The sequence below is a fragment of the Lysinibacillus sp. FSL M8-0216 genome (assembly GCF_038595555.1).
Taxonomy (GTDB): Bacteria; Bacillota; Bacilli; order Bacillales_A; family Planococcaceae; genus Lysinibacillus; species Lysinibacillus fusiformis.
Map to the genome: position 1 here is coordinate 4,166,201 of NZ_CP152007.1, position 16,728 is coordinate 4,182,928.

General features: G+C 36.6%; 18 protein-coding genes. 6 read left to right on the forward strand and 12 right to left on the reverse strand.

Annotated features, from left to right (window positions below):
- Positions 1 to 239: 239 nt before the first annotated feature.
- Complete coding sequence (locus MKX57_RS20765) at positions 240 to 845, forward strand: metallophosphoesterase family protein (RefSeq protein ID WP_008173587.1); 606 nt, start codon at positions 240 to 242, stop codon at positions 843 to 845.
- A 45-nt stretch (positions 846 to 890) separates the two neighbouring features.
- Here the strand turns inward: MKX57_RS20765 and MKX57_RS20770 are convergent, their stop codons facing one another.
- The 6 genes from MKX57_RS20770 to MKX57_RS20795 all read right to left on the reverse strand — a co-directional run bounded on the left by MKX57_RS20770 (position 891) and on the right by MKX57_RS20795 (position 4,564).
- Positions 891 to 2,642, reverse strand: a complete 1,752-nt coding sequence (locus tag MKX57_RS20770) for a methyl-accepting chemotaxis protein (protein ID WP_342550572.1) — start codon at positions 2,640 to 2,642, stop codon at positions 891 to 893.
- 277 nt (positions 2,643 to 2,919) lie between these two features.
- Positions 2,920 to 3,504 (reverse strand): DUF305 domain-containing protein, encoded by a 585-nt coding sequence (locus MKX57_RS20775; protein WP_008173590.1) that lies wholly within the window; start codon positions 3,502 to 3,504, stop codon positions 2,920 to 2,922.
- A gap of 76 nt (positions 3,505 to 3,580) precedes the next feature.
- Positions 3,581 to 3,784, reverse strand: coding sequence for a cysteine-rich CWC family protein (locus tag MKX57_RS20780; protein WP_152333869.1), 204 nt, complete (start codon positions 3,782 to 3,784; stop codon positions 3,581 to 3,583).
- Between the two features lie 80 nt (positions 3,785 to 3,864).
- Complete coding sequence (locus tag MKX57_RS20785; protein WP_008173593.1) at positions 3,865 to 4,062, reverse strand: hypothetical protein; 198 nt, start codon at positions 4,060 to 4,062, stop codon at positions 3,865 to 3,867.
- A 13-nt stretch (positions 4,063 to 4,075) separates the two neighbouring features.
- Positions 4,076 to 4,285: a hypothetical protein gene (locus MKX57_RS20790; protein ID WP_025115801.1), complete on the reverse strand. Its 210-nt coding sequence runs from the start codon at positions 4,283 to 4,285 to the stop codon at positions 4,076 to 4,078.
- A 45-nt stretch (positions 4,286 to 4,330) separates the two neighbouring features.
- The gene (locus MKX57_RS20795; protein WP_043989606.1) at positions 4,331 to 4,564 is read right to left on the reverse strand and encodes a hypothetical protein; all 234 of its coding nucleotides are present in this window, start codon (positions 4,562 to 4,564) and stop codon (positions 4,331 to 4,333) included.
- 121 nt (positions 4,565 to 4,685) lie between these two features.
- Between MKX57_RS20795 and MKX57_RS20800 the strand changes: the two genes are divergently transcribed.
- Complete coding sequence (locus tag MKX57_RS20800) at positions 4,686 to 5,180, forward strand: L,D-transpeptidase family protein (RefSeq protein ID WP_043989608.1); 495 nt, start codon at positions 4,686 to 4,688, stop codon at positions 5,178 to 5,180.
- Positions 5,181 to 5,219: 39 nt separating this feature from the next.
- On the opposite strand, the gene MKX57_RS20805 is transcribed toward MKX57_RS20800, so the two are convergent.
- On the reverse strand, positions 5,220 to 5,984 hold the full coding sequence (locus tag MKX57_RS20805) for a DUF2935 domain-containing protein (protein ID WP_090002997.1): 765 nt from the start codon (positions 5,982 to 5,984) through the stop codon (positions 5,220 to 5,222).
- A 211-nt stretch (positions 5,985 to 6,195) separates the two neighbouring features.
- Here MKX57_RS20805 and MKX57_RS20810 point away from each other — a divergent pair, with 211 nt between their 5' ends.
- Positions 6,196 to 7,866 carry a ribonuclease J gene (locus tag MKX57_RS20810; RefSeq protein WP_089986810.1) on the forward strand — a complete coding sequence of 557 codons (1,671 nt, stop codon included), beginning with the start codon at positions 6,196 to 6,198 and terminating at the stop codon, positions 7,864 to 7,866.
- Between the two features lie 57 nt (positions 7,867 to 7,923).
- On the opposite strand, the gene MKX57_RS20815 is transcribed toward MKX57_RS20810, so the two are convergent.
- Positions 7,924 to 8,583 carry a restriction endonuclease subunit S gene (locus MKX57_RS20815; RefSeq protein ID WP_342550573.1) on the reverse strand — a complete coding sequence of 220 codons (660 nt, stop codon included), beginning with the start codon at positions 8,581 to 8,583 and terminating at the stop codon, positions 7,924 to 7,926.
- Positions 8,584 to 8,802: 219 nt separating this feature from the next.
- Here MKX57_RS20815 and MKX57_RS20820 point away from each other — a divergent pair, with 219 nt between their 5' ends.
- Entirely contained in the window at positions 8,803 to 9,192 is a 390-nt protein-coding gene (locus tag MKX57_RS20820; protein ID WP_008173600.1) for a helix-turn-helix transcriptional regulator, read from the forward strand.
- Between the two features lie 32 nt (positions 9,193 to 9,224).
- On the opposite strand, the gene MKX57_RS20825 is transcribed toward MKX57_RS20820, so the two are convergent.
- Positions 9,225 to 10,100 carry a radical SAM/SPASM domain-containing protein gene (locus MKX57_RS20825; protein WP_008173601.1) on the reverse strand — a complete coding sequence of 292 codons (876 nt, stop codon included), beginning with the start codon at positions 10,098 to 10,100 and terminating at the stop codon, positions 9,225 to 9,227.
- A 179-nt stretch (positions 10,101 to 10,279) separates the two neighbouring features.
- Here MKX57_RS20825 and MKX57_RS20830 point away from each other — a divergent pair, with 179 nt between their 5' ends.
- Positions 10,280 to 10,690, forward strand: a complete 411-nt coding sequence (locus MKX57_RS20830; RefSeq protein WP_008173602.1) for a hypothetical protein — start codon at positions 10,280 to 10,282, stop codon at positions 10,688 to 10,690.
- Between the two features lie 52 nt (positions 10,691 to 10,742).
- Here the strand turns inward: MKX57_RS20830 and MKX57_RS20835 are convergent, their stop codons facing one another.
- The 3 genes from MKX57_RS20835 to MKX57_RS20845 form a co-directional block, all read right to left on the reverse strand.
- A complete protein-coding gene (locus tag MKX57_RS20835) occupies positions 10,743 to 12,146 on the reverse strand; it encodes a SpoVR family protein (RefSeq protein WP_089986808.1) in 1,404 nt (467 codons plus the stop codon).
- 45 nt (positions 12,147 to 12,191) lie between these two features.
- Complete coding sequence (yhbH, locus tag MKX57_RS20840; RefSeq protein ID WP_089986807.1) at positions 12,192 to 13,349, reverse strand: sporulation protein YhbH; 1,158 nt, start codon at positions 13,347 to 13,349, stop codon at positions 12,192 to 12,194.
- A 173-nt stretch (positions 13,350 to 13,522) separates the two neighbouring features.
- Positions 13,523 to 15,472: a PrkA family serine protein kinase gene (locus tag MKX57_RS20845; RefSeq protein ID WP_008173608.1), complete on the reverse strand. Its 1,950-nt coding sequence runs from the start codon at positions 15,470 to 15,472 to the stop codon at positions 13,523 to 13,525.
- Positions 15,473 to 15,633: 161 nt separating this feature from the next.
- Between MKX57_RS20845 and MKX57_RS20850 the strand changes: the two genes are divergently transcribed.
- Entirely contained in the window at positions 15,634 to 16,629 is a 996-nt protein-coding gene (locus MKX57_RS20850) for a M23 family metallopeptidase (RefSeq protein ID WP_089986806.1), read from the forward strand.
- Positions 16,630 to 16,728 lie beyond the last annotated feature (99 nt).

Consider the following 16,728-nt stretch of genomic DNA (forward strand, 5'->3'; position numbering starts at 1 on the left):
CCAAAAATTTGTTTTTTTATTGCTAGATAGAGTCAACATCAATGGCAAATTACTAGACTGCTAAAATTTCAGAAAATTATGATTTTATTTTATCAAGCATTGAATTCCTTGGCAATTTTTCCATACATTCAAAATATGTAGGTAAACTAACGAAATATTCTTAGACGTTTTACTTTTCTAGCAATTTCTATTAGGTGTATGATAATTATACGATTATTTATAGGAAAGGCCGGGTTTGCATGCTATATGCACTTTTAGGAGATTTACATTCTAATATAGAAGATACGAAAGCTGTTCTCACTCATATTCAGCAGACAGCAAAGGAAGCAAAAATCATTGGATTAGGTGATTTATATGAATGCACGATTAGTAAGAAAAAAGCCCAAACGATGTCTGGGTTATCTTTACAAAGAGCAGCGATCGTTGAAAATAAATTTGAGGAACTGTTAACCTTCCCCTCTATACGAGGCAATCAAGAAGAACGTATTACACAGGTGACGGGCATTGAGCGCTTTAGGGCGTTACCTGAAACAATGGAGATTGATGGCGCCACACTTATGCATGGGCATCAATTTAAATGGAGTGTAAGCTGGCAGCCAACATTTCCACCCTTTCAAAAGCCATTGTTCTTCTTTGGTCATAGTCATGAATCAGGTCTTTATCACCAGCAGAAAAAATTACCGATTCGTATTCGCTACGGACAACCTATTGTATTACAAAATAAACAATACGGTGTAAATGTTGGCTCCGTTGTAGATCACCGTGAATGGTGTCTGTATGATAGTGAAAAGCGGACCATAACCTTTATGTGTGTACCTTCTGTTGATGAAGGAACAGTGTCTTAAACATAAAAAGAGCAAGCTAATCTGCTCTTAGCTTGCTCCCCGTTTTTAATGAATGTATTGTTTTTTTCCGTCCAATAGAATTTCCTTTAACGCTTTGATTTTGTCAATGACTACAAAGGATTCTTCCGAAATTTCCTTCAAGTATTTTTCTGCCTCATTTTTATGTCCTACATTATATTCACGCACTGCTTTTTTAGCAATTTCATGGACATGAATAAATGGCTGTTCTAATTCTACATACACACGTTCATCACCTAATAGCTTTTTGCCAGTGCCATAATACCATTCACCAAGACGCGATTCTTTTGGCGAGCCTACATCTTGCTCTGTCATCGTTTCAAAGCCTAGCAGTAAATTATAAATTTTCCAGCGCCATAATAAATGATCGGTAATGGCTAATTCAATGATGTCCTCTTGGCTAATAATAAAGTTTTTAGAAATCGTTGATGAACGGTATCCATCGATCATTTTACTTAATTTATAAATAGCAGAGCCCATATCAAAAACGATGACTTTACTTTTTTGCATACTTTCTGTAATTGTATGGTTGCGTTCAGATATCGTTGTAGCGGATTGAGCTTGTACCTTTGTTGTTGTAGCTATTTCCTCAAAGCGAGCCCCTTGCTGCTGTAAATTTTTATTTAACTCTGCAAGTGTTTGAGTGATATGTAGTGTATCTGTAACACCTTGATGTAAGTCTTGTGAAAATTGAGTCGTTAAAGAGCTAATATCGTTAGTAATATGCAGTAGCTCCTGTATATCTGTATGTATGGATTTGACAGATGTACTTGTATCATCGGCAAGCTTCCGAACCTCTTCTGCGACGACAGCAAAGCCCTTTCCTGCTTCCCCCGCGCGGGCTGCTTCAATCGATGCATTTAAAGCTAATAAGTTCGTTTGATCTGCAATTCTTTGAATCAATTCCATCAGCTTCGATACACTATTTACACGTTCAACGAGACGTTTAATATCCTCCTGCATGGATTTATGTCCTTCATCTGTTGTTTGTAAGATCGTTGATACTTGGTGTAACGAATCTAAATCCTGGTTTAATTTTTTTAAAGCAAGCTTTGTTTGCTCTGAAATATCGCCTACAGATGTAGCAATATCTTCAATGCTTTCATCTAGTTCATGCATCGATTGATCTGCTGCAATGATTTCCTGTTGCTGTATTTCTTGAAATTCAATGAGTTCCTTCACTGTATCCAACTGTGTGTTATACGTAATGATTTCACCTAATCCATTCACTACGGAACCGGCTTGTATTTCTATATAGGTTTCTAAAATAATTTGCTGATCGATTGTTACTAGGCTATCATACGACAATAGGACATCCAGCATCTTCTCTTGATCACGTGATAATTCTTTTACAATTAGTGGAATAATTAACTGATTAATTAATGTATAGGCAGAAATCATCCAGTTCGGTAATACGCCTATTCGTGCATGTATATATGCTATTTTACGTCGCTTAAATACATAATCTAAATCTAATTCATCGTCAAACAGACTTATAAAGTGTGAATCGAATAACCCTTTTAAACGTTCGACTGTTGAATGTGTATGAATTACTTGGTTAAATTCTGATATTTCCAGCAAACGATCATAAAAGTTGTCGAGTATATGCTGTCGATTGTTTTCATAAATTTTACGTAAGAACCCAACAGATTCTCTCCTAATTCTTGATAGAGCTAGAAAATCCAATTTTTCTTTAAAGCGCTCATTCGCCTCAATGTCAGAATTTTTAGCGGCTGAGAAATAATCATAATTTTGATTAATCTTCTTCCTTTTGAACACAATAACCACTCCCGTTTGTCTAAAGTACATGCATGTAGAAACTACTATTTATAAACGAATAATTGAATTTCCTTCATTACCTTCATCTAATAAAACATATATATTTTACCAACAACAGAAAGACAAAAATAGATTCTCAAAAAATTCGTTACACTATCTTATTTACTTGTCCACTTTATTGACATTTTTCTTTGATAAACACTATTTCCACGCAGAAAAAACGCTAAAACCATAATTGATCTTAGCGCCTTCTTCCTATATAAACATTTAGTTACTACTAGCACTCGCAATCGCAATTTTGTAAACTATCCAGTAACTTTTCCATAGCCTCTAGTTGCTCACAAAGCGTTTGAATCATGCATTTTAGAATTGGGATTAATTCTTGGCAAATACAAAATCTTAGCACATTTTGCGCTAATCGTATTCCGCCCTGATGATGGACAATCATTTCCCTTAAGTAGTTGATGTTAATGCTATTGGAAACTGGTGGTGCACACATTGCATTAAACATAGCTTCTGTAATTTCTTTATAAGCACACATATACTCGTATAATTCATACTCTGAATTTTGTACAACACAGCATCTATTTTGTAGTGCTTCAAGACTTTCAAGCATTTCTGTATGTGTTCGGATGATTTCTAATGCAAGATTTTGTACAGGAATATTTGTCGTGAAGCGTAAAACATTTTCTGACATTTGAATTGCTGCTATTTGATATGGGATGATTTGCTTTATAAAATTTTCTGAAATACTACAAGTAATGGTTACATAGGTCATGCCCTGCATCATCTTTTTAAGGATGCGTTGATATTCCTCTAAATATATCTGTGTGACATTACTAAGTTCAATAGGTCTAGCCATTAGACACACTCCTTTCAGAGTAATGTATGCCCGCTAGGTTGTTGTGCGATAGACAATTGTACCAATTGCGCAATTTTTACAGGAACGTCATGATAGTTATAAGTTCTACGGACTCTTCTTTATATGTATCTAGGCATGCTTGACAAATACATGTATTCGTCATGGTCATATTTAACAATTGTTCTGGAAAGTTCTGTGTCATACACCAACATTCTTTTTCCCCTTTGGCGACTCCACAATGATTTTCTTTCCCACATCTTGGGCATCTCTTTTCCGACATAGTCTTGGACCCCCCATTCTTTTTCCATCATTGTAAAGGAAAAAAGGAAGAGCACTCAAGACCTTACTCCTCCCCAGTCACTATTGATGCTTGTGAATTTCTTGTTTCACTTCATCTATATTGGTGTCACTATATATAGCCGTCCCATGTCCACCCTGTTTAGCCAATAATGCTTTTACCTCATTGTAGGATAATCCTGCCTCGGCATTTTTCTGCTTCACTTCATGAATATCTGTGCCCGAAACTGTGAATGGAGCTTCTCCACTTTCTCTATTCATTGTTTGCTACCCCCTATAATTCATCCGGCTGTAATTCAATCAATTCATCGCCTTCTCTTCCCACTCTCTTATTGAGTTCCTCAATAGGGATGGCATCAACAGTTTGCATATCCTCATGCAAATCGAAAAGACTAATTGTATCTGATTCAACCATGTCAGGTTTGTCTTTACTACTTAAATTCATAAATATTTTCTTTTCATGTGGTATTTGTTCTTTGTCCATCATGCCACACTCCTTTCTTCTTTAATGTGTGTAATGATGAACAGATTATGTGTCTTTCCTTTTAGCACTTTTATCGATGCGATGGTACTCAGAAATTTGAATGACACGTACATGCCTGGTATGCAATTCATGATAAATGCCTCTGCTATCTGTAAAGGAGATATATTGATCTCGTTCACTCTTTACCAAATTCTCTGCTTCTTGCTGTGACTCGATAAAGATAAACCTTCTGACATAATGTATTTCATCAAAAAAATACGTAATTTTAAATTCCCTCATGATATATGCTCCTTAACAATACGGTGTTACTGCTTATTCTATCCAAAGTCCTGAACAATCCATAACATCATTCATAAGTAGCATATAGTATAATCATAACCTGTATAAAGGAGGATGGACGTTGATTCATACCGTTAAACCCGGCGAAACGTTAACTCAAATTTCCCGCGATTATCGTACCTCATTGTCTTCCATTATTGAGGCCAATCCAGGCATTCAACCAGACACTCTTTACGTCGGTCAACAAATTATAATACCTGGCTTTCCTGATCCTGAGACAATCCCATACCGTATTGAAATTTCTACAGAAAATCGTTGGCTACGCCTCTACAGAAATAATATCCTTCAAAAACAATACCCAATAGCAGTTGGACGTATGCTACACGAAACACCTGTTGGTAGTTTTATTATTATTAACAAAGATCCAAATCCTGGCGGCCCATTTGGAACTATGTGGATGAGTTTATCGAAGGAACACTACGGGATTCATGGCACGAATGATCCTAGCTCCATTGGGCATGCTGTTTCTCATGGCTGTATCCGAATGCAAAATCAAGATGTTGAAGAATTAGCTAGTATTGTTCCTATTGGGACTGAAGTAGTGATTCATCCATAATAATAAGGCTATCCAATGTGATAGCCTCCTCGCCTTCTTCTATTTTTCTCCTCTTGACTGTGCAAGTTTCATTAAATAGTATTGCTCTTCACGCCACATATGATCCGCCATAGGTGCTGTAAATGTACCTAAAACCTCTGCACTCAATTCCATCTCTTCTAACTCTTTTAAAAATGTTTTGAATAAAATCATTTCCAACTCAACATCCTTATTAAACCGGCTTAAAGCAGGAAAGGAATGCATATTCGTTCGTAAATAACCTGTTAATTCTACTGCCTTTAAATAAAATTGTTCAAAGTGTTTGGCAAACTCATTACTCTTTTGCTTCAATCTTTTTTCGACACCATCTAAATCATCCTGAATAATACCTGCATGTCCTGAAGCATCTAATAGCCAAATTAAATGATGGTGAAGCTCATGAAATATTGGTGGTACTTCGCCTTTTTTTAAATAATTGAGCACATTTTGATATTCTTCAAGTTCATTAACCATATGATTGACAAATGTTGGTGTTAAATGAATCCCAATATCTCCTGACAATTGATGTCTCAGTAGATGTAGTTTAAATTGTTTAAACTGCTCGACATTGTCATCAACGGTTATGGAGAAAGAGACTGCATTGGTACCATCAATAGATGACAAATAGGTAAGCAGCTGAGAGAATTGTTGGATAAAACTATTTGCCCTTTGAATGTCATCCTGTTCAGATGGATATAATGCGCCATGAATAAATTGCGCATGATTTTGCATGATTTCTAGCCAAAACCTATGCTCGAAAATTGCATGTTGCACAAAATTAGACAGGGTTAAACCTCCTTTGTTTTTCTTCACTATGAAAGAAGCTTGACGCTATCGTGCCAATTTTTTAAGTTCCCTCTATTTTATTCCTCATGAAATACAAATAGTAGTCTTCAGATCATCATGATCCATTTCGTATAGGATGAAACACTAAAAGCTATACTACCAATGGCTAAAGTAATTATTAGATGGAGTTACAACTTTAGGAGGGAGTACTTTGTCCACAAAGAAACAGTTATTATCCATTTTTGCCTTAGGTGGTATTAATGAAATTGGCAAGAATATGTATGTAGTTCAATATGCAGATGATATGATTCTTATTGATTGCGGAGCAAAATTTCCAGATGAAACCTTGCTCGGTATTGATTTGATCATCCCTGATATCACCTATTTGCTTGAAAATAAAGAAAAAGTTAAAGCTTTAATTGTGACGCATGGACATGAAGATCACATTGGTGGTATTCCATATCTCTTAAAAAAATTAAACGTTCCTGTTTATGCTACCCGCTTCACTTTAGGGCTGATCGAATTAAAATTAAAAGAACATAAGCTGCTCAGAGAAACTGACTTAATTGAAATTCAGGCTGACTCAGCACTCCATTTGGGAGAAATTGATGTAAGCTTCTTTAGAACTAACCATAGCATACCCGATTGCTTAGGAATCGTCCTTGCCACTCCTGAAGGAAATGTAGTGCATACTGGCGATTTCAAATTCGACTTAACACCTGTGAATAACCAATTCGCAGACATTCATAAAATGGCAGAAATTGGATCAAAAGGAGTGCTCGTTCTAATATCAGAAAGTACAAATGCCGAACGACCAGGCTTAACGCCCTCTGAGCAACTTGTTGGTCATCATATTGAGGAGGCCTTTTTCCATGCCGAGCGTAAAATTATCATCTCAACCTTTGCCTCAAATGTTAATCGTATTCAACAAATTGTGCATGCAACCATTGCCGCTAATCGAAAGCTAGCTTTATTAGGTCGTAGTATGGTAAATGTTGTAGATGTAGCTATTGAAAGAGGTTATTTATTTGTTCCAGATGATCTGTTAATAGATGCGCGTGAAGTTAAATACCTTCCCCCAGAGGAGGTAGTCGTTCTATGTACTGGCAGTCAAGGAGAGCCATTAGCAGCACTCGCACGTTTAGCAAATGGTAACCATCGGGAAGTAAAGGTTTTACCTGATGATATGGTTATTCTCGCAGCGTCTCCTATTCCAGGCAATGAAAAAGGAGTTTCTCGCATTGTTGATCATTTGTTTCAGCTTGGCGCAAAAGTCATATATGGTTCTTCCAATCATACGGGAATGCATGTTTCAGGACATGGCTATCAAGAAGATTTAAAACTTATGCTGACGTTTATGAAACCACAATTTTTTATTCCTATTCATGGCGAATTCCGTATGTTGCATCAGCACCGTTTATTAGCTGAGTCTGTTGGCGTTCAAAAGGGCCATACGTTTATTATGAAAAACGGAGATGTTGTGGATATTGAAAATGCGACAGCGAGACAAACACGCAAAGTTCCATCTGGGGATACGTATGTGGATGGAATCGGCATAGGTGAAGTAGAAGGTATTGTCCTGCGTGATCGCAAGCAGCTTTCTGAGGATGGAATGTTGGTTATTGTTTTAACCCTTAGCAAAGCAGACGGTGCTATTATTTCAGAGCCTGATACTATTTCTCGTGGCTTTGTGTTTGCAAAGGATTTCGAAGAGCTATTGAATAAAGTGAATGTGCTGACCAAAGAAATAATCAACGAGTTGCAGCAAGAAAGTAGACAAATACATGTCTTAAGACGAGAAATAAAAAAAGCTGTGGGTCAGTATTTATTTACACAAACAAAACGAAAACCTATGATTTTACCCATCATTATTGAAATATAATTAGTCGGTGCAAGGATTAATAAATCCACTACGCACCGACTGCTTTATATTAATGGCTCATAACCTCTGACACGCATGATATTCTGGAAAATCATGCAAATAATCACCATTAAAAATATGATTTAGCATAGCTATATAAAGATAATGCAACTGCTCAAATCCTTGATATAAGCTGTTAGAATGATGGTTCGCTTGTCTAGAAGTATTATCAAAATGCTTTGGTAGATTCTTAACTGCAGTAACTAAATAATCCTTATTCGTTAATAATTGTTGAACAGCATTTAATACTTGAACTACTTGATGCTGAATGACTATAGAAGGTAACTCAATCATTAAACGATAGTCATCACATTTTTTATTATTATGTTGATACCATTTAATAAAATGAAATAAATAGTCACTGCTTAGTATCGATTCATTCGGTATGATTGCAATGATTTCATGGCTAATACATACATCTGTTTTACATTGATATATACTCGTGTCCTTTAAATTCGTTTTATTTAGAAGGATACTTTGAGCTGGTACCAATGAAAAAGAGTATTGTTCTTTCAATGTACTATCAACCTTTGGCAAACGACTAGTATCATCTTCAAGCGATAATTTCTTTAGCGCTTCTTCGGTTATATAAGGAATGCCTTCCCTAGTAAAGCGTTTTTCACTCGTGAACATTTTACCCATTTTAATTTTTGCTACCTCTTCTAACAAATACTTCACCTTGCTTTCATCCTCCAATCTTATGTTCTACTTTGTAAACTACTCTATAAACATTCACTTTCGATCTACTTCTAAAAGCTTCAATTAGGCCATTTGACTAAGGAAAGTGGCTACTCTAAAATTGTACCATTTTAATGTAACTTTTTCTCTATTATACCACTATAATAGTATAGTCATTTCCACTATTTTTCACTAGCTTTTAACATAGAGGTGAATCATATGTCAGATTTTTTAAAGCTAGTAGGTGAACAACTCCGTATTATTAGATTATCGAAGGGGCTAAGCCAGGAAGAAGTGGCCGAAAGAACAGGGAAATTGGGTTTCAGTAAAGGAAGAGTCTCCAATATTGAACACGGACAATCTAATATAACCTTAAGTACATTAGAAATACTTATGAAGGCACTAGATATCCCTCCTGAGGAGCTTTTTAATTTTCAAAAATTATCTGGCGTTACTGATATTGAGGAAAAGAACCTCATGCTAGACATTCATCGATCATTATTAAGAGAACGCAATTTAGACGAGGTTAAATATGTAGTTCGTATTACAAAGGATTTTTTAAATACGATTGATTCACAGTCAAAGAAAAACAGCCCCAATGGTCAATGACATTGGAGCTGTTTCTTCACCTATATAAATGATTACATACCAAACTTTTGACGATAGCCACATTTTCTACAAAGCTCTTCAACAGCCTCTCTTCTTGAAAAGCCATCGATTATATTATTGGCACGTTCCCCATCCACTATTTCTGAGAACGATTTTTCATGAACATTACCTAAATTAATAACCCCTTCGCCATCTAAGCAGCAAGGTACAACGGTACCATCTACAAGAATCGCAGCCTGACTACGAAGAGCGTGACAAAAGCCTTTGCCTTCATCTTCTGGCTCCAGCAAGCTTGGCCATCTAAATTCATGATCCTGATTCAAATAAATATTCGAGCCGATTTTCACACCCTTACCAGGCTCTACTTTTTCCTCGATGCGATAATCAAGATTATACTCATTTTCTAGTATTTCTAATGTTTCGCGGTTGCGACGTGCTGCAACATCCGAAACGTGATCTTGTTGTAAATTCCATAAGCGGTAGGAAATAATCGTTTTGTATTCTCTAGACTCCCGTACAAAGTCTAAAATATCGCCTAAATATTTTTCTCTGTTTTCCGAACCTTCATGTCCATCAAAGCTATGTAGAGAAAAGTTTATTTGACGTAATGCTGGTTTCCCTAATATTTTTTCACGGTTTTTCTTAATTAACGTACCATTCGTTGTAATATTAACCTTAAACCCTTTCGCATGAGCCGCATCCAACAGCTGATCAATCCGTGGATGTAAAAGAGGTTCTCCCTTTACATGCAAATAAATATATTTTGTATGCGGTCGGATTTCGTCCAATATTTTATTAAATTGCTCTACTTTTATGAGTCCCTTTGCACGTTCAGTAGGCGGACAAAAACTACATGCTAAATTACAAACACTCGTTATTTCTATATAAACCTTTTTAAATGTTTTCAACTTTCCTTCACCGTTCCAGTTCCCTTGTATTCAAATCCCATTCATTTTAACAAATTTATAGGATAGATAGCAAAAAACGAGTGCTTCTCTCTAATGAATATGGTTACACATACAAATGGACTTTAAAAACTGTAATATCTTATTAGTATGAGTATGAATAGTCGAAAGGAGGACAAACGATGCAAAATTTCAATTCTAGAAAATTTAATGAACCTGAGGAACCTGAAAACGATTCTACTGAAAAACATGCTAGAAACCATATTACATTCAATTTTACATTCAATATAGGAAATACAGACTTCCATTTTGAGCAACGTGCTGAAGGCGGAGGACAAATCAATGAGGATGTGGGGACAAATGCCAATCAAGGTGGGCAAAATGCTAGTCATGGCAGTCACACACGTAATGTAAATTCTCAGTTTGCAGATGGGAATCGCCGTAGCGGTATAGCTGGGAGTGATAACAACGAGGCTGGTGAACAGCAAGGTATAAAGGTACGAGACAGCTTAGTCACTGATAGCGATATTCATTCCTCCTCTAATCATAGTGAAAGCCATGAAGAGGACAATGATTTATTAACGGAAAAATAGAAATAAAACTTCTATCTGTTCATTGTCACACTCAACAGATAGAAGTTTTTTGTTAAACATTTCGTTTATAGTTTTTAGTACCATCATAGGAATACAACATCGGTTTACTATCCACATATGTCTCTAAATGCACGGGACGACCCCACAGCTGATATATATACGGTAGTACATTTTCTAAATAGTGAGGATCTAGCTCCATGCCTTCATAGCCATGCATTAAATAGAGCTCCCCATTCCGTAAATAATCACCATTTTTTACTAAAATATATGGGAATCCACCGTTAACCCGCATTGAAACAAGCTGGTCTCGAACTATCTCATGATCTTTGTCAGTAATCCGATATTCATTTCCTTTCTTTTGAAATAAATATAAATCCTCACGCTTCGCTAAGTCTTTTGATAAATAATTACGAATAAAGGAAATATCTGACTCAACCTCTCTTACTTCAAATATTTTTTCCCGTCCTGTGTTCGGCTGTACACCTAACCGCTTCATCTCATCAGTCGGGTTGTTATAGCGATTTTCTATATCCTCAAAAATTTTAATGCCAAGGTAATATGGATTAATGGATGTTTTAGAGGGCTGCACAACTCCTGCATTTAACTTGGCATATTCGATGGTTTCTGGAGTTGTTAGGTTCAACTCCCGCATAATTCGTTGATGCCAAAAAGATGCCCAACCCTCATTCATTATTTTCGTTTCTAATTGTGGCCAAAAATAAAGCATCTCTTCACGCATCATTGTTAATATATCTCGTTGCCAATCTTCCAGCTCGCGGCTATGTTCCTCTAGAAATAATAAAAGATCCTTTTCTGGTTTTGGTGGAAACTGCTTTAATCTCCGTCTAATTGGCTTATACACTTTATCTTTTTCTTCTAAGCTCCATAAATCATCATATGGCGATTTTATTGGAGCCTTTTCTTCCTCTTGCTCATCTTCCTCACTCCAAGATAACTTCGGTCTTAAAATAGATGGATCAATATGTTCCTGAATCGCTAAAACGGCATCTAAAAACTGCTCAACCTCATCCTTACCGTATTCTCTTTCATAGCCGGCAATTCGTTCAGCCGTAGCTGTCATGCTCTCTACCATATCTCTTCTTGTGTTGGAGAAACGCACATTATTTTTAAAGAAGTCACAGTGTGCTAAAACATGGGCAATAATCAATTTATTTTGCGTTAACGTATTTGTATCAAGTAAAAATGCATAGCATGGGTTAGAATTTATTACGAGCTCATAAATTTGACTAAGCCCTAAATCATATTGAAGCTTCATTTTATGAAATTGCTTACCAAAGCTCCAATGGGAAAAACGAGTAGGCATTCCGTAGGCGCCGAATGTATAAATAATATCTGCTGGACAAATTTCATAGCGCATTGGATAAAAATCTAAGCCAAAGCCTGAGGCAATTTCGGTAATTTCATCTATTGCTCGCTGAAGCTCTTTTGTGTCCATTTTACGCCCCCTCCCTTGAACGTTGATACTAATACAACTTCCCTATCATTCCTCATTTTTCTTGAAAAAACTCTTTAAAGCATCATAGACATCGCCTTTTTTTCTCAAAATATGATGTCTAAATTTCGGATCATCAATTTTTTTATAGGTATACATAAGTGTCGAGAAACGATTATGTTGATTGACTTCTCCATACCCGAACATGCTGGATACATCCATCAATTCAGCCACTAGTTTCAAGCACTTTTCATTATCCATTGAAATATTTTCACCATCTGAAAAATGAACAGGATAAATATTGTAGCGTGATGGAGAGTATTTTTCCTTAATTAATTCCAGTGCTTTTTTGTAAGCCGAAGAACAAATAGTTCCTCCACTTTCTCCCTTTGTGAAAAATTCCTCTTCGGTAACTACCTTTGCCTCTGTATGGTGGGCAATGAACTCAATTTCAACCGTTTCATATTTGGAACGTAAAAACTTTGTCATCCAAAAGAAGAAACTGCGAGCACAATACTTTTCAAATGCTCCCATTGAGCCACTCGTATCCATCATGGCAAGCACTACTGCTTTTGATTCTGGCTTTACTACTTCATCCCATATTTTAAAACGTAAATCATCATTATGAATAGGTGTAATTTCAGCTTTTCCATGCATCGCATTGCGTTTTAATGCATTTAAAATGGTGCGCTTTTTATCCACATTACCCATTAACCCTTTTTTGCGAATATCATTGAACTCTATTTTTTCAGTGACGATTTCTGCCTTTTCCTTCTGCTGCAAATTAGGTAGCTCCAGCTCGTGGAATAAGACATTTTGAATTTCCTCAAGACTGACTTCTGCTTCATAATAATCTTGGCCAGGCTTGTCACCTGCTTCTTTTCCTTTACCTTGAGCCTGGTTGGCTTTACTGCCATCTCGTGCCACTACATCACCAACATTGCTATCTCCTTGTCCTTGCCCTACATGCTTAGAGTTATCATAGTTATATCGAATTTTAAATTCATCAAGTGACCTTATAGGTATTTTAATAACCTCGCGGCCATTAGACATCACAATACTTTCTTCACTAACTAAATCAGGTAAATTGTTTTTAATCGCATCTTTCACTTTTTCCATATGTCTTTGTTGGTCCTGGTGTCCTTTACGATGGAGGGACCAATTTTCCTGAGAGATAACAAAGCGTTTATTTTCGTGTTCAGTCATTTTTATCCTCACCCATCTATCAAATTCGCTTTTTCTATACTATGCTTGAGAAGTACTTTCTTGAACGTTTTTTATAAATTCAATAATTCATTCCATAAAAACCCCTCATTTTGATAGTAAAAGGAGTGCCCAAATTGGGACACTCCTATCTGACTTGGAACAATAAAAGTTGTTTATCGATTCAACAGGCTTCCTACATATTGTAGCAACTCGTTAGCAGAAGTTGTATTATAACCATGCTCATCAACAAGTCTTGCGACTACCTCATTAATCTTCTTGAGTTGCGATTCATCCGGCATTTTTGATGAGGTTGTAATTTTCACTACATCTTTTAAATCGGCAAATAATTTCTTTTGAATGGCTTCTCGTAATCTTTCGTGAGAATTATAGTCAAAACGTTTGCCTTTTCGTGCATAGGCAGAAATACGAATGAGAATCTCCTCACGAAATGCCTTTTTAGCATTTTCTGAAATGCCGATTTGCTCTTCAATCGAACGCATTAATTTTTCGTCTGGGTTCATTTCCTCCCCAGTAAGCGGATCAAATAATTTATTTTTATTACAAAATGCCTCTACATTATCAAGGTAATTATTCATTAATGTTTTCGCTGATTCTTCATAGGAGTACACAAAAGCCTTCTGTACTTCATTTTTCGCAATGTCATCGTACTCTCTGCGGGCAACCGCAATATAGTTCATGTATTTCTCACGATCCTCTTGAGAAATGGAAGCATGCTGATCCAATCCATCCTTCAAAGCTCGTAAAACATCTAATGCATTAATAGATGGCACTTCTTTACGGATAATAGCCGATGAAATACGATTAATAATATAGCGCGGATCAATACCGTTCATGCCTTCATTAGGAAACTCTTTTTTCAGTTCCTCTAAGTCAACGGAATTAAATCCCTCCACATTTTCTCCGTCGTACAAGCGCATTTTCTTAATCAGATCCACACCTTGTTTTTTCGGAACTTCCAATCTTGTAAGAACCGAAAAGATTGCTGCGGCCTTTAAAGCATGCGGCGCAATATGAACATGGGACATATCACTCTCTTTAATCATCTTTTCATAAATATGCTCTTCCTGACTCATCTTTAGGTTATACGGAATAGGCATAACAATAATACGGGAATGTAATGCCTCATTCTTTTTATTAGAAATAAAGGATCGATATTCGGTTTCGTTTGTATGAGCTACAATTAACTCATCCGCACTAATTAATGCAAATCTTCCCGCTTTGAAATTACCCTCTTGTGTTAAAGATAATAAATTCCACAAGAATTTTTCATCCAGCTTCAGCATCTCTTGGAACTCCATCATTCCTCGATTGGCTTTATTGAGCTCCCCATCAAAGCGATATGCACGGGGATCTGATTCAGAACCAAATTCACCGATTGTGGAGAAATCAATACTTCCTGTTAAATCGGCAATATCCTGCGATTTCGGATCAGAAGGTGTAAATGTTCCTATCCCTACTCGTTTATCTTCTGAAAAAGAAATTCGTTCAATCATTACATTTTCAATACGTCCATCGTATTCCTTTTCAAGACGCATCGTATTTAAAGGCGATAAACTTCCTTCAATTCTTATGCCATACTCCTCAAAGAATTCATTACGCAAATGATGTGGAATTAAGTGCAATGGGTCCTCATGCATTGGACATCCCTTAATTGCGTAGACCGCACCCTCGTCTGTTCGAGAATATTGCTCTAACCCGCGTTTCAATAAAGTAACAATTGTTGATTTACCACCACTAACTGGTCCCATTAATAATAAAATACGCTTTCTAACATCTAACCTGCGTGCTGCTGGATGGAAATATTCCTCCACCAGTCTTTCAATTGCTGTTTCAAGCCCAAAAATTTCATGTCCGAAAAATTTGTACATTTTTTGCCCATCGCGTTCCTCTACACCAGCACTTTTTATCATATTGTAGACGCGTGAATGGGCTGTTTGTGCAACTTCAGGTCTTTCCCTAATAATGTTTAAATAATCTGCAAATGTGCCTTCCCACTTCAGCCTATTTTCTTCTTCGCGATAGCTTTTCACTTTATCTAAAATGTTAATAGCCTTCCCTCCATTCAGGGCTTGATTTATAACATAGTATGAAGCAAATGACATGATGATACCGATTACTTTTTCTTTCGTGAAGTTTCTTCTTATTATTGATTTTTTTATTACCAAAAAAACCGGGAAAACATTGTCTAAATCGTAAGGAAAAAGCTTTCTGGAATGAAGATAAAAATTTCGGTTATTCTAAACTTTAGAAAGGAGGTCCATCATTGCGTCGTCATTTTACATTTCTTTTAACTTTCATACTTTTAGGAATTACACTCTACCCGAATGCCTCGTTTGCAAAGGAGGAGGCGACGGAAGAAGAAATTATGCAGCAGCGTATGTCTTATTATGTACAATTTGATGAATTGCTCATTCCTTGGCATTTTTTAGCTGCTATTGATCAATATGAGAGAAATTTACAATCCGTTCGAAAAGATATCCCTAAGCGAGATGGCTATTTGTCCATTCAATTTTCTGATGAGTATTGGTCTGGCGCATTAAATCCTGTAAAGGAAGACAGCAAACCCGAAACCATTAGCTATTTTGGAGGAATGGGTCTAGACGGTAATAATGATGGCATTGCTAGCCCTAAGGACGATGAGGATGTCATCTTCTCAATGGCCAGTTACTTAGCTAAATATGGAACAACTGATGAGGATTTTAAATTAGCCTTATGGGAGTACTACGGCAGCGAAGAAGCAGTGAATCAAATTTTTACCATTTCTACTTTATACAGACATTATAAAACCATCGAGCTTGATGCCCATACTTTCCCACTTAATATCCGCTCTACTTACAGCTATCGAGGAACATGGGGGGCCAATAGAGGTTGGGGTGGACGTCGTATACATGAGGGAACCGATATTTTTGCCAATTATGGAACACCTGTATTATCTACCTCCTATGGGGTGGTCGAAGTAAAAGGTTGGAACCAATTTGGCGGCTGGCGTATCGGCATCCGTGATAATCATAACTCTTATCACTATTATGCCCACCTTGGAAGTTATCATAAGGATATTGAAGTAGGCACAATTGTGGAACCTGGCACTGTGCTCGGCTATGTCGGAAGCTCTGGTTACGGCAAAGAAGGTACATCTGGAAAATTCCCCCCTCATCTCCATTATGGCATCTACAAATTTAATGGAAGAACTGAATGGGCATTTGATCCTTATCCTTCTTTACTACAGTGGGAGCGACTGGCAAAAAGTAAAAAACAATAAATATATGATTCAAGGCACTTGAGGCATTTTGCTTCAGGTGTTTTTTCTTTGCCATTAGGAAATTTCGCATAATTATTTTAATCAACCATCCGTCAACTA